The 12832-nt window shown below is 67.3% G+C and carries 13 protein-coding genes; 11 read left to right on the top strand and 2 right to left on the bottom strand.

What is annotated here, in order from left to right; all coding sequences use genetic code 11:
- The first annotated feature begins 2 nt into the window (after positions 1-2).
- The 4 genes from C8J40_RS13915 (at position 3) to C8J40_RS13900 (ending at position 3822) form a co-directional block, all read left to right on the top strand.
- Entirely contained in the window at positions 3-569 is a 567-nt protein-coding gene (locus tag C8J40_RS13915; protein ID WP_132897499.1) for a TMEM165/GDT1 family protein, read from the top strand.
- Positions 570-632: 63 nt separating this feature from the next.
- Positions 633-1130: a DNA starvation/stationary phase protection protein gene (locus C8J40_RS13910; protein WP_132742470.1), complete on the top strand. Its 498-nt coding sequence runs from the start codon at positions 633-635 to the stop codon at positions 1128-1130.
- Positions 1131-1401: 271 nt separating this feature from the next.
- The gene (locus C8J40_RS13905; protein ID WP_132897498.1) at positions 1402-2994 is read left to right on the top strand and encodes a cisplatin damage response ATP-dependent DNA ligase; all 1593 of its coding nucleotides are present in this window, start codon (positions 1402-1404) and stop codon (positions 2992-2994) included.
- Positions 2995-3072: 78 nt separating this feature from the next.
- Positions 3073-3822: an AcvB/VirJ family lysyl-phosphatidylglycerol hydrolase gene (locus tag C8J40_RS13900; protein ID WP_132897497.1), complete on the top strand. Its 750-nt coding sequence runs from the start codon at positions 3073-3075 to the stop codon at positions 3820-3822.
- A gap of 24 nt (positions 3823-3846) precedes the next feature.
- On the opposite strand, the gene C8J40_RS13895 is transcribed toward C8J40_RS13900, so the two are convergent.
- Positions 3847-4638, bottom strand: a complete 792-nt coding sequence (locus C8J40_RS13895; protein WP_132897496.1) for a DUF72 domain-containing protein — start codon at positions 4636-4638, stop codon at positions 3847-3849.
- 178 nt (positions 4639-4816) lie between these two features.
- Entirely contained in the window at positions 4817-5638 is an 822-nt protein-coding gene (locus C8J40_RS13890; protein WP_056054167.1) for a flagellin, read from the bottom strand.
- 298 nt (positions 5639-5936) lie between these two features.
- Between C8J40_RS13890 and C8J40_RS13885 the strand changes: the two genes are divergently transcribed.
- From C8J40_RS13885 to C8J40_RS13855, 7 genes are read left to right on the top strand one after another with little or no spacing between them, the layout of a single operon-like run.
- Entirely contained in the window at positions 5937-7265 is a 1329-nt protein-coding gene (locus C8J40_RS13885; RefSeq protein ID WP_132897495.1) for a sigma 54-interacting transcriptional regulator, read from the top strand.
- Positions 7262-7624 (top strand): flagellar hook-basal body complex protein FliE, encoded by a 363-nt coding sequence (gene fliE / locus C8J40_RS13880; protein ID WP_132897494.1) that lies wholly within the window; start codon positions 7262-7264, stop codon positions 7622-7624. Before C8J40_RS13885 ends, fliE begins: the two co-directional genes overlap by 4 nt.
- Position 7625: 1 nt before the next feature.
- The gene (gene fliF / locus C8J40_RS13875) at positions 7626-9311 is read left to right on the top strand and encodes a flagellar basal-body MS-ring/collar protein FliF (protein ID WP_132897493.1); all 1686 of its coding nucleotides are present in this window, start codon (positions 7626-7628) and stop codon (positions 9309-9311) included.
- Entirely contained in the window at positions 9308-10318 is a 1011-nt protein-coding gene (gene fliG, locus C8J40_RS13870; RefSeq protein ID WP_132897492.1) for a flagellar motor switch protein FliG, read from the top strand. The genes fliF and fliG overlap by 4 nt, the downstream gene beginning before the upstream one ends.
- Complete coding sequence (locus C8J40_RS13865; RefSeq protein ID WP_132897491.1) at positions 10311-11048, top strand: FliH/SctL family protein; 738 nt, start codon at positions 10311-10313, stop codon at positions 11046-11048. Before fliG ends, C8J40_RS13865 begins: the two co-directional genes overlap by 8 nt.
- A complete protein-coding gene (locus C8J40_RS13860; RefSeq protein WP_132897490.1) occupies positions 11042-12367 on the top strand; it encodes a FliI/YscN family ATPase in 1326 nt (441 codons plus the stop codon). Before C8J40_RS13865 ends, C8J40_RS13860 begins: the two co-directional genes overlap by 7 nt.
- Before the next feature lies 1 nt (position 12368).
- Positions 12369-12791: a hypothetical protein gene (locus tag C8J40_RS13855; protein WP_132897489.1), complete on the top strand. Its 423-nt coding sequence runs from the start codon at positions 12369-12371 to the stop codon at positions 12789-12791.
- Positions 12792-12832: the final 41 nt, after the last annotated feature.

Raw genomic sequence — 12832 nt, 5'->3', positions numbered from 1 at the left:
CCATGGACGCCTTGATGGCGGCCCTCGTCGCGGCCGCGCTCGCGCAGGTCGGCGACCGCACCGCGTGGCTCGCCGCGATCCTGTCGGACCGGTACGCGAAGCCGGGACTGGTGATCCTGATGGCCGCGGTAGCATTGCTCGCGGCGAGCGGCCTCGCGGCGACGCTCGGCGCGGTCATCGGGCCGAAGCTCGCGCCCAACGCACAACAACTCATGCTCGCGCTCGCGCTGCTGTTGCAGGGCGGCGGGTCGTTCTTTCCCGCCAAGGCGCCCGAGCGTCTGACCGGCTGGAAGATCGGCGCGCTCGCCACCACCGCACTCGGCCTCTTCATCCTCGCGTTCGGCGACGGCGTGCAGTTCATCGTCCTGACGCTCGCCGCGCGCACCCCCGTCCCTCCGCTGGCCGCGATCGGCGCGACGATCGGCTCGCTGGTCGTGATCGTCCCCGCAGCCTTGATGGGCGAGACCGCATGGCTGAAACTTCCGCTCAAGCCGGTCCGTATCGCCATCGGCATCGTGTTCGTGATCTTCGGCCTCGTCCTCGCGCTCGGCGCGCTCCGGCTCGTTTGACGGGAGGAGCATTTTCGCGTTCGGATCGTTTACGCAACGATTTTTCAAGAACCGGAGCTAGCCATGGCCGATATCAACCCCGCCCTCGACACGCCGACCGACCTGCCGAGCAACAGCACCAAGTCGGTCGCCGACGCGCTGAACGCTGCGCTCGCGGATTGCTACGCGCTGTATCTCAAGACCAAGAACTTCCACTGGCACATGTCGGGGCCCCATTTCCGCGATTACCACCTGCTGCTCGACGACCAGTCCGCGCAGATCATCGGCGTGACCGACGCGATCGCCGAGCGCGTGCGCAAGACGGGCAACACCACGCTGCGCTCGATCGGCGACATCTCGCGACATCAGACGATCGCGGACAACGACATGGCGTTCGTCGGTCCGACCGAGATGCTCGCCGAACTGCGCGAGGACAATCTGAAGCTCGTCGAGCAGTTCCGCATCGTCAAGGACGCCGCCGATGCGGCCAAGGACAACGCCACCAGCGGCATCGTCGACGAATGGACCGACCACGCCGAAGAGCGCGCATGGTTCCTGTTCGAGGCCAGCCGCAAGGGCTAAATCACGCGGACCTCACGATCCTCCCCCGCAAGGGGGCGGTGGCGCGAAGCGACGGAGGGGGAGGACACGGAGCAGCGGTAATCGCCAACCTCCCCCTCCGTCAGGCTGACGCCTGCCACCCCCCCTGGCGGGGGAGGATCGTGAGGCCATCCACCGCCGACGGTCGGCTGACCGGTAAGCATCAAAGCGCGATAACGACCGTCGCGGGGACCAACCGGCGGCAGTCGTTTCGCATGTGCATCCCTTCGCGCGGCAGGTGCGTTGAACGACGATGCATGCTTTCGCCGCCCTGCTCGACTCGCTCACCTACACCCGGTCGCGCAATGCGAAGTTGAAGCTGATCGCGGATTATCTGCGCGCGACGCCTGATCCGGATCGCGGCTGGGCGATGGCGGCGCTGACCGGGGATCTCGATCTCAAGGGCGTGAAGTCGGCGGTGATCCGCGGGCTGATCGAGGAACGCGTCGATCCGGTGCTGTTCCGGATGAGCCGCGATTATGTCGGCGATACCGCGGAGACGGTGGCGCTGCTCTGGCCCGAGCCGACGGTGCCGGTCGATCCGACCCCGCTGTCGATCACCGACGTTGTCGAGCGCTTGGCGGCGTTGTCGCGTGCGGATGCTCCAGCGGCGTTGGCGGACATGCTCGACCGGTCGGATGCGGAGGAGCGGTTCGCGTTGCTCAAGATGGCGACCGGCGCGCTCCGGATTGGCGTATCGGCGCGGCTGGCCAAGACCGCGCTCGCCGACGCGTTCGGGCTCGATGTCGATGCGGTCGAGGAGGTCTGGCACGGGCTCGATGCGCCGTATCCGAGCCTGTTTGCCTGGGCGGAGGGAACGGGCGAACAGCCGACACCGGCCGACGTGCCCGTGTTCCGGCCGTTCATGCTGGCGCACGGACTGGAGGATCTGCGTGTCGATCTCGCCGACTATGCGGCCGAGTGGAAATGGGACGGCATCCGTGTGCAGATCGTCCATGTCGCGGGCGAAACACGACTCTATAGCCGCACAGGCGACGACGTGACGGGCAGCTTTCCGGAAATCGCCACCGCATTCCGGACGCCGGGGACGGTCGATGGCGAACTGCTGGTGAAGGGCGAGCATCAGGGCGGCACGCTGGAGGATGGCGGCGGCGCGGCGAGCTTCAACGCGCTCCAGCAAAGGCTTGGCCGCAAGACCGTGTCGGCGAAGATGCTGGCCGAGTACCCCGCGTTCGTCCGGCTCTATGATCTGTTGATCGATGGCGAGGAGGATCTCCGCGCGCTGCCGTGGACCGAACGCCGCGCGAGGCTGGAGGCATTCATGCCGCACCTCGATCCCGAGCGGTTCGACCTGAGTGCGGTCATAGTAGCGCAGGACTTCACCGCGCTGGAAGCAATCCGCGCAACCTCGCGCGATGCCGCAATCGAGGGCGTCATGCTCAAGCGCCGCGACTCGCCCTATGTCGGCGGGCGCCGTGCGGGTCTCTGGTACAAATGGAAGCGCGATCCGCTGACCGCCGACTGCGTCATGATGTACGCGCAGCGAGGCTCGGGGCGCCGCTCGTCCTATTATTCGGACTATACCTTCGGCTGCTGGACCGAGGACGGCGAACTGCTGCCCGTCGGCAAGGCCTATTCCGGGATTACGGATGAAGAGCTCAAGATGCTCGACAGCTTCGTCCGCAATCACACGCAGAACCGTTTCGGCCCGGTGCGTGAGGTCGAGAAGACGCTGGTGCTGGAGATCGCGTTCGATTCGCTTCACGATTCGAAGCGGCATAAATCGGGCGTGGCGATGCGTTTCCCGCGGATCGCGCGGATCAGGACGGACAAGCCCGCGGCGGAGGCGGACCGGATCGAGACGCTGAAGCGGATGATTACGTAATCCGCGCGTCATCGAAGCGCATGGCGGGGCGGCCTATCGCCGCCCGATCTTGGTACGCGTAAGGACGGTCCGGTGAACATGACGAAGCATCCCCGCACGGTCGTGGCACGGCGCGTCCGCCGCGGCGCCTGGGTCACCGGGATCATCTCGGCGATCGTCGTGCTGTTCGTCTACCTCGCCGGCTATTTCGACCGCGATCCGGTGCATGTGTATCCGGCGCTCGGCGTGCACGCGTCCGGACCGCCGCCGATCGCGGTGGTGAACTTCTCGGGCGACATGGGGCTGCGATTCCTGCTTGGCGCGTCGACCTCGCGGGGGCTGACCGAGCACGGCATTCCGGTCGTCGGGATCACCACGCCGGCGCTGTTCGCACATCATGTCACGCGCGCCGAGCTCGATGCGATCATCGCGGAGGGCATCCGGACCGCACTGAAGCGCACCGGAGCGAAGCGGATCGTCGTGATGGGACAGTCGTACGGCGCGGACATCGTCCAGACCGGTCTCGCCAACCTGCCGGCGGCCTTGCGCCCCCGCGTTGCCGCGATCGTGCTGATCCTGCCGGGGGACACGGTGTTCTATCGCGCCGATCCGTCCAGCCTGCTCTATGATCATGGCACGCCCGACAGCATGGGGGTGACGACGGGGAACCGGCTGACCTGGGCGCCGGTCACGTGCATCTATGGGGTGGAGGAAACCGACAGCCTGTGCCCGTTGCTGACGACGCCGAACGCGCGGAAGGTCGGGATGCCGGGGGGGCATAATATCCGTCACGATGCCGATGGCCTGCTCGCGCATGTGCTGACCGCGATCCGGTCGGTTTCACCCTAGGCCGGCGAAGCGTTCGACTGATGGTCAGGTCGTGATGCGCGCGATCAACGCCATTGCGGCCTGGGGAGCACGCACCTTCGCACCGTTGATGAAGAACATAAACGTCTCACGGGGCTGGTTCGGCGGCGTGGTATCCTCGACATAGGGTAGCCCCTGCGGTCTGCCACCAGCAGCCCAGATCTCCGCTTTGCCCGCCCAGTCGTCGAGCGCGGTCGGGGCGTAGCCGGCGACGAAGCGCTCCTCCGCATCCTCTAGTCGCGCATAGACGAAATCGCCGGTGATGTCCGCGATCGCCGGGTATTCGGCGGATTGCGCGAACACGATCGCGACCCCCGCATCGCGGCACATCGCGACGAATTCGGGCACCGCGAAACTCTCATGCCGGACCTGGACCGCATGACGCAGCGCGACGCCGCCCTGCCGATCGGGCAACAGTTTCAGGAACGCGGCGAAATCGTCCGCATCGAAAGTCTTGGTCGCCATGAACTGCCACAGGATCGGCCCGAGCCGGTCGCCGAGTTCGACGATCCCCTGCCCGGTGAACTTGGCAATCGACTCCCCCGCCTCCGCGAGCACCTTGCGATTGGTGCAATAGCGCGAGGCCTTGAGCGAGAAGACGAACCCGTCGGGCACCGCCTTGGCCCAGGCGGCGAACGTCGCGGGCTTCTGGCTGCCATAATAGGTGCCGTTGATCTCGATCGCGGTGACGTGACCGGCCGCATAGTCGAGTTCGCGCTTCTGCAGCCATTTCTCGGGATAGAAGGTCCCGCGCCACGGCTCGTAAGTCCAGCCGCCAATACCGATTCTGATGGTCATGCCGCATGTGTAGCGCGTCGGCGGCCGCCCTGGCGACATCGCTTCGGCGTTTTGGCGCAAAACCCCAAAAACCCCGACGGCCTGCGCCATCGGGGTTTCGTACCGCCTGAACGACGGGGCGGCGGATCCGATCGGCATCGTCATCCTTTGGGGGGCGATGCCGATGCCGGGGCTCGGATTACTGAAGCAGCTTCAGGACGCTCTGCTGGCTCTGGTTCGCCTGGCTAAGCATCGCCGTCGACGCCTGGCTCAGGATCTGTGCCTTGGCGAGCGCAGTCGTTTCCGACGAGAAGTCGGTGTCTTCGATCCGGCTCTTGGCGTCCGACAGGTTGGTCGAGTTGGAGGTCAGGTTGTTGACTGCCGACTGGAGCTGGTTCTGCGCCGCACCGAGGTTCGCACGACGGTTCGAGACGTTCGAGATCGCCGTGTCATAGTCGGAGAGCGTGCCGGCCGAACCGGTTGCCGTGACGACCGTGCCGAGGCCCGTGCCCGCAGCCTTGAGGTCGCCGCCGAGTGCGAGATCGATCGCGTCGGTCGAATTCGCACCGGCCTGGATCTTCACCGTGCCGCCGGTACCTGCCGAACCGTCGAACAGCGCCACGCCGTTGAACTTGGTGTTCGTCAGGACGTTGGTGATCTGGGTCGACAGAGCGTCCTGCTCGGCCTTGATGTTCAGGATGTCGCTGGCGGAATACGTGCCGTTGCCCTTCTGGACTTCGAGTTCGCGCATACGCTGCAGGTTGTTGGTGACCTCGTCGAGCGCGCCTTCAGCGGTCTGCGCCATCGAGATGCCGTCATTGGCGTTGCGGATGCCCTGGTTCATGCCCTTGATCTGCGACGTCATCGACGTCTTGATCGCCATGCCGGCTGCGTTGTCCTTGGCCGAGTTGATGCTCTTGCCGGTCGACAGGCGCTCCATCGAGGTCGACAGCGCCATGCTGGCTGCGTTCGAAGCGTTCGCGGCGCGCATGGCCGAGATGTTGGTACCGATGACAGTCATTGCGAAATCTCCGTGAATGTTCAGACGATCCGCGCCGCCCCCATGGCGAAGTCCCGTGCCGTCAGAGTGAGTAACGGCCGGGTCGAAGCGGGCTTTAGAAAAAAAATTGCAGGCCCCGACCGCGTTCGGATCGCCTCGCACGTAGGCGGGACGCGTGCTCGCAGGCAGGACGCGCGCGGGCAGGTGAGCCCGTGTGTCCGCGCGAACGCGCCCGGATAAAATTTGCCGGCAGACGGCAGCGTTTAACCACAAGTTTACCACCAATGCCCCAATCGACGAATCGTCCAGGGGGAACACCATGCGTTCGATTTTTCCATCAGCCGCAGTCACTTCGCGGAAATACGCGCTCGTCTCGTCGCTGCGCGCGCAGGGTTTCGGCGTGGGCTCGTTCGCCACCACCCAACCCGGCCCGAACGATCTGTTCCTCGTCGCGGATGGCGAGGGTATCACCGCCCCTGCCCGCACCGTGGTGATCGGCTGCGAAGGCCGCGAGGTCACCCCGTCGCGTGCTGGCGCACCGGCGCGGATCAGCTTTGCCGCCGAGGATACCGCGGTCGGCAACGGCTTCGCCCGTGCCCTGATCGGTGGCCCGGAAATGCCGACTGCCGCAGACCCTGAGTCGCTCGCGCTGCTCGCTCTCGCGGAACGCGTCGCCACCGCCGACATCACCGTGCTGATCAACGGACCGACCGGCACCGGCAAGGAAGTGCTCGCCCGCGCCATCCACAATGGCTCCGCGCGGAAGGACAAGCCGTTCATCGCGATCAACTGTGCTGCGCTCCCCGAATCGATGCTCGAGGCGCTGCTGTTCGGCCACCAAAAGGGTGCGTTCACCGGTGCGTCGTCGGGCGGCGACGGATTCTTCCGCGCAGCCAATGGCGGCACGATTTTGCTCGACGAGATCGCCGAGATGCCGCTGCAGTTGCAGGCCAAGTTGCTCCGCGTGTTGCAGGAGCGCGAGGTCGTGCCGCTCGGCGCCTCGGTGCCGCAGCCGATCGACGTGCGCGTCATCGCCTGCGCCAACCGCGATCTCCACGCCGAAGTCGCTGCCGGTCGGTTCCGCGCCGATCTCTATTACCGCCTTGCCGTGTTCCCGCTCGCGACCAAGTCGCTGGCCGAGCGCCCGCAGGACATTCCCGCGCTCGCCGCGACGCTGATCCTGCGTCACGCCGGCAGCCGCAATGTCATTCCCTGGCCGAGCCATGCGGCGATCGAGCTGCTGATGCTGCACGACTGGCCGGGCAACGTCCGCGAGCTGGAGAACGTGATCCAGCGCGCGCTGCTGTTCTGCGGCGGCGACACGATCGAGGCGAACCACATCGTGTTCGACCGGCCGGTAACGATGACGTTCCAGCGCACCGTGGCCGTGACACCGCTCGCGCCTGTCACGGCACCGTCGGAACCCGAAACGCCCCCCGGGACTCTGGGCAACATCGTCCAGATGAGCGAATTCGCCGCGATCCGCGAGACGCTGAGGGCGTGCAACGGCAGCCGGATCGAGACCGCCAAGCGTCTCGGCATCTCCGAACGCACGCTGCGCTATCGCCTCGCCAAGGCGCGCGAGCAGGGTGACGATATCGGCAACGCCCAAAACTGGAACAACGCTAACTGGGCAGCCTCGGCATGAGCGGCGTCTCGGGCATTGGCGGCGGCGCGATGAGCGTCGATCGCGTGATGGCGCTGCGCTCGCAGATCCTCGAACGCAACCAGGCGCTCTCGCGTGCTGGTGCAACCGGGAACGTCGCGCCGACCGAGACGGTCAAGCCGACCAGCTTTGCCGATTCGATGGAAACCGCGCTGAAGAGCGTCAACGACGGCCAGACCCAGGCCGCCAAGCTCAGCGAAAGCTATGAGCGCGGCGAGACGGTCGACATCGCGAAAGTGATGCTCGCCCGCCAGCAGGCGTCGGTCGGGTTCGAGGCGACGTTGCAGGTCCGCAACAAGCTGCTGTCCGCCTACAAGGATATCATGAGCATGCCGGTCTGACATGAGCACCGCACTCATCCCCACTTCGCCCGGCGGCGCCGAACGGTTCGCCAATCCCCTCCAGCAGATCAAGGGCGCGTTTGCGCAGCCTGCGGTCCGTCGTTCGCTGCCGATGGCGCTGATGGTCGGCTTGATCGCCGCCGCCGCGCTTGCGTGGATGAGCCTGTCGACGCCGACGCAGAAGACGCTATTCAGCGGCCTGCCCGATTCGGACAAGGCGGCGGTCACGTCCGCGCTGACGACCGCCAACATCAAGAGCCATATCGACGAAGGCACAGGCGCGCTGACCGTCGGCGAGGAAGACTATAGCCGTGCGAAGATGTTGCTCGCGGGCCAGGGCCTGCCGAAAGCAGCACCGGGCGGCTATGCGATCCTCGACCAGTTGCCGATGGGCGTTTCGCGCGCGGTCGAAGGCGAACGCCTCCGCCAGGCGCGCGAATCCGAGATGGCGAAGTCGATCGAGGAGATCGACGCGGTCGCCGAGGCGCGCGTGCATCTCGCGATGCCCGAAGCCTCCGTGTTCGTCCGCGACAACGCCTCGCCGTCCGCGTCGGTCATCCTGAAACTGCAGGGCGGGCGTTCGCTGAGCGATGCGCAGGTCAGCTCGATCATCAACCTCGTCGCCTCGTCGGTGCCCGGCATGAAGCCCGAGGCGGTGACGATCGTCGACCAGATGGGCGCTTTGCTCACCAAGGCTGGCGGCAACGACGGCGCAGGGGCGGCGAGCGACGCGCGGATCGATATCCAGCGCCGCGTCGAGGACAAGTATCGCACCCAGCTGATCGCGCTGCTCACGCCGCTGGTCGGCGCGGGCAATTTCACCGCCGAGGTGCAGGCCGACGTCAATCTCGACGAGAGCCAGGCGACGCGCGAAAGCTATGAGAAGCAGGGCGTGCTGCGTGCCGAGACGGGCAACTGGACCGGCAACCAGAAGGACGGCGCAGGCGCTGCCCCCGGCGGTATCCCCGGCGCGCTGAGCAACACGCCGCCCGCCGCCAGCACCTTGTCGACGCCGCAAGCTGCCACCGGCAATCCCGGTACGCCCGCCGCACAGCCGGTTGCCGGTGGCCCCGCTCCCGATGCGATGAAGCAGTCGGACCAGTATCAGCGCGCGTATGATCTCGGCCGCGAAGTCTCGGTCACGCGCGCCACGCCCGGCGGCGTGAAGCGCCTGTCGGTCGCCGTCCTCCTCCGCGATCCCGACAAGACCCGCCGCACCGCGATGGAGATCAACCAGATCACCGATCTCGTGAAGAGCGCGGTCGGCTTCGACCAGGCACGCAACGACAACGTCACGGTCATCAGCCGCAAGTTCGCCGGCGCGACCGATGCCGCCGCTGGTCCCGCCTGGTACGACAATGCCTGGCTGCCGGTGCTCGCGCGCAACGGCACCGCGATCTTGATCGCGCTGCTGGTCTTGCTGCTCGGCGTCCGCCCGATCGCCAAGGCGCTCATGAAAAAGCGGGACGAAGCCACGTCGCGCCCCGCGCTCGGCCAGCCGATCGGCGGCGTCGATGGCGAGGGTGGCGTGACCGGGATCGGTGTCGCCGCCCCAGTCAGCCTCGACCAGCTCGAGAACACGCGCGGCTATGACGACCGGATCGGTGCGGTCCGCGGCTTCACGCGCGACAACCCGACGCGCGCCGCGCTCGCCGTGCGCGACATGATCAAGGCGGACGCGAAGTGAGCGAAGTCGCCCTCCGAACCTACACCGGCGTCGAGCGCGCCGCGGTGCTGATGATGCTGGTCGGCGAGGAGGAGGCCGCCGCCATCCTCCAGAAGCTCGACCCCGAGGAAGTGCGTCAGCTGGGCGCGGCGATGTTCAAGGTCGCCGACGTGTCCGAGCAGGAAGTCGAGGACGTGCTCGACGATTTCGTCGGCCACGCACGCGAGCGCACCGCGATCGGCTTCGACCCGCGCCCGCAGATCGAGGCGGTGATGAACCGCGCGCTTGGGCCGGAGAAGGCGGAAAGCGTGCTCGCGCGCATCACCCCGCCCGAAGCCGCGTGCGAACTCGAACTGCTCGACTGGCTCGACGCACCCGAGATCGCGGCGATGATCGAGAAGGAGCATCCGCAGATCGCGGCCGTGCTGATCGCCAATCTCGACGCGTCGATCGGCGGCCAGGTGCTCGAACTGCTGCCCGACGCGGTGCAGCCCGACATTCTCCACCGCATCGCGCGGCTGGGACCGATCACGCCCGAAGCAGTCGAGACGCTGAAGATCGTACTCGCCAACCGCACCACTGCGGCGCCGGGCTCGGCAGGGGTCACGCTTGGCGGCACGCGCGAGGCAGCCAAGATCCTGTCCGGCGCGCGCAAAGCGACCGAACAGCGCGTGATGCCGAAACTGTTCAAGATCGACCGCGAAGTGGCGAAGGCGATCGAGGAGGCGATGTTCGTCTTCGACAACCTGCTCGAACTCGATGACAAGAATCTCGGCACGCTGATCCGCAACGTCGACAGCGAGATCCTGACCAAGTCGCTGAAGGGCGTCGACGAGACGATCCGCAACCGTTTCCTCGGCTGCATGTCGGCGCGCGCCGCCGATGGCATCCGCGACGAGATGGAGGCGCGTGGGCCGATGAAGCTCGCCGAAGTGCTCGAAGCGCAGAAGGCGATGATCGCGATCGCGCGCGGGCTCGCGAAGGACGGCACGATCCAGATGGGCGGGGGGGAAGACGATTATGTCTAACGGCTTCACCGCAGGCTTCGCGTCGCGCCACACGACGACCGCGCACATCCTGGCAAGCGCGTTCGCGCCGCCGTCGGGCTTCGCCGCCGCGGACATTCGCGAGCGTGTGGCAGCGCGGCCGACCGATGTCGCGTCCCCGAACTTTACTTCGGAGCCGAGTGCCCCGAAGCATTTCAGCCCCGCGGACAAGGACGTGAACCCGACCGCTGGCTGGGATCCGCTCGACCCGGTGAGCGAATCGTCGTTCATCGATCCGCTCGCCGACTCGCATGCCGCGGGGTACGCGGAGGGTCTCGCCGCTGCGGCCGCCGCCGCGCAGGAGACGGCGATACGCGACGGCGCGCTGCTCGGCGACCTCGCCACGGCGCTCGGCAACGACCGGATCGACCGCGACCGCGTCGCCGCCCAGCTCCGCCAGACGGTGCTCTTCCTCGTCTCAAAACTCGTCGGCGAAGTCGGCATCGCGCCGGACGTCTTGGCGGGCCGGATCGAGACCGCCGCCGAACTCCTGTCCGACTCCGCCGAATCCGCGCTGCTCCGCGTCCACCCGGACGACGTCGCGCTGCTCGACGGCCGCCTGCCGAAGACGATCTTCGCAGCGGGCGATCCGGGCGTCGCGCGTGGCAGCTTCGTGCTCGAAAGCGCTTCGACGATCGTCGAGGACGGCCCCGAACTCTGGCTCGATCAACTCGCGCAGGCGATCGATCGCGTGCCGGTGCCCAAATGCTGAACCGCTTTACCGCCGACTATCTCGAAACCCTCTCCAACGCCGATTTCGTCGCCAAGCCAAAGGTCTCCGGCCGCCTCGCCTCGTTCGACGGGCTCCTCATGGAAGCAGTCGGCCTGACCCTCCCGGTCGGTACCGTCTGCCAGGTCGGCGAAGGCGCGGCGAGCGTCGAGGCGGAAGTCATCGGCTTCCGCAACGGCCGCACATTGATGATGAACCTCGGCGGCGCCGCGGCCCTTCTTCCGCGCGCACCGGTCAAGCCGATCGGCGCGCCGGGGGAAGCCGAAGTCGGGGCTGCCATGCTCGGCCGCGTCGTCGACGGCGCCGGCAAGCCGATCGACGGCCTTGGCCCGATCCGCGGCGCCGGCCGCTGGCCGCTCGCGGGGAAGCTCCAGTCGCCGCTCGATCGTGGCCGCGTGCTCGAACCGCTCGACGTCGGCGTGCGCGCGATCAACGGCCTGCTGACGATCGGCCAGGGCCAGCGCGTCGGCATCATGGCCGGCTCGGGCGTCGGCAAGTCGGTGCTGCTCGGTATGATCGTGCGCGCCGCGCAGGCCGACGTGATCGTGATCGGCCTGATCGGCGAGCGCAGCCGCGAAGTCGCCGACTTCCTCGAAACCAAGGTCGCCGGCGACGCGCGCAAGCGCTCGGTGGTCGTCGCCGTCCCCGCCAACCAATCGCCGGTGCTCCGCATCCGCGGCGCGCTGCGGGCGCACGCGATCGCCGAATCCTTCCGCGACGAGGGCAAGAAGGTCCTACTCATCATGGATTCGCTGACCCGAGTCGCGCATGCCGGTCGCGAGATCGGCCTCGCGCTCGGCGAACCCGCGTCCGCGCGCGGCTATCCCCCGAGTGCCATCGCGATGCTGCCGAACCTGATCGAGCGCGCAGGCGTCGACGTCCACACCGGCGGATCGATCACCGCGATCTACACGGTGCTGGCGGACGGCGATGACGGCAACGACCCGGTGGTCGATTCGGCCCGTTCGATCCTCGACGGCCATATCGTCCTCAATCGCCAGCTCGCCGAGCGCGGCGTATACCCCGCGATCGACATCGGCCCCTCGGTCAGCCGCGTGATGACCGACATCGTCGACGCCCCCCATGCCGCGGCCGCGCGGACGCTCCGCCGCCACCTCGCCACCTACGAGGAGAACCGCGATCTCGTGCTGATGGGCGCGTATCGCCACGGCGCCGATCCCGCGATCGACGCGGCTATCGCGTGCCACCCGGCGGTCATGGAATATATCCGCCAGGATGCCGACGAAACCGTATCGCTGAACGACGCCGTCGCCGAGCTGACCGGCGTGTTCGGCGGCTGAGATGGACAAGCGCGGCAAGACCCTCGCGCGCATCCACCGCGTCCGCACGCTCCAGCTCGGGCTGACCCGCGCCGACGAAGCCCGCGCACACGACAAGTTCGCCAGCGAACAACTCTTGTCCGGGCGTATCGCGCTGCTCGTCGAAGCGGTCGCGCCGGTCCACGAGACGCAGGTCGCGGTGTCACTGGGCGCCGCCGCGCATTACCGCGAACGCCTGCAGAAATCCGCCGACGCCGCAGTCGAGCGCATGCAGGCGGCCGAACACCATGTCGACCGCGCCGCGGAAGCGACGCGCGCCGCCAAGCGCGATCAGACCGCGGTCGAGAAGCTGCTCGCACGCGCCGACGCCGATGCTGTGCTGAAGGCGATCCGCGCGATGGAGGAATCGCCCGCCTTCCGAAGGGTTCGGCACGATCCTTGCTGAGCGGGAGCCGAGCGGTGCCGTGCCGCCACCCGAACGAGTAT

Source organism: Sphingomonas sp. PP-CC-3A-396 (assembly GCF_004343105.1).
Classification (GTDB): Bacteria; Pseudomonadota; Alphaproteobacteria; order Sphingomonadales; family Sphingomonadaceae; genus Sphingomonas.
The sequence above is the reverse complement of the archived record's forward strand: the minus strand, read 5'-3'. Positions and strand labels throughout refer to the sequence as shown.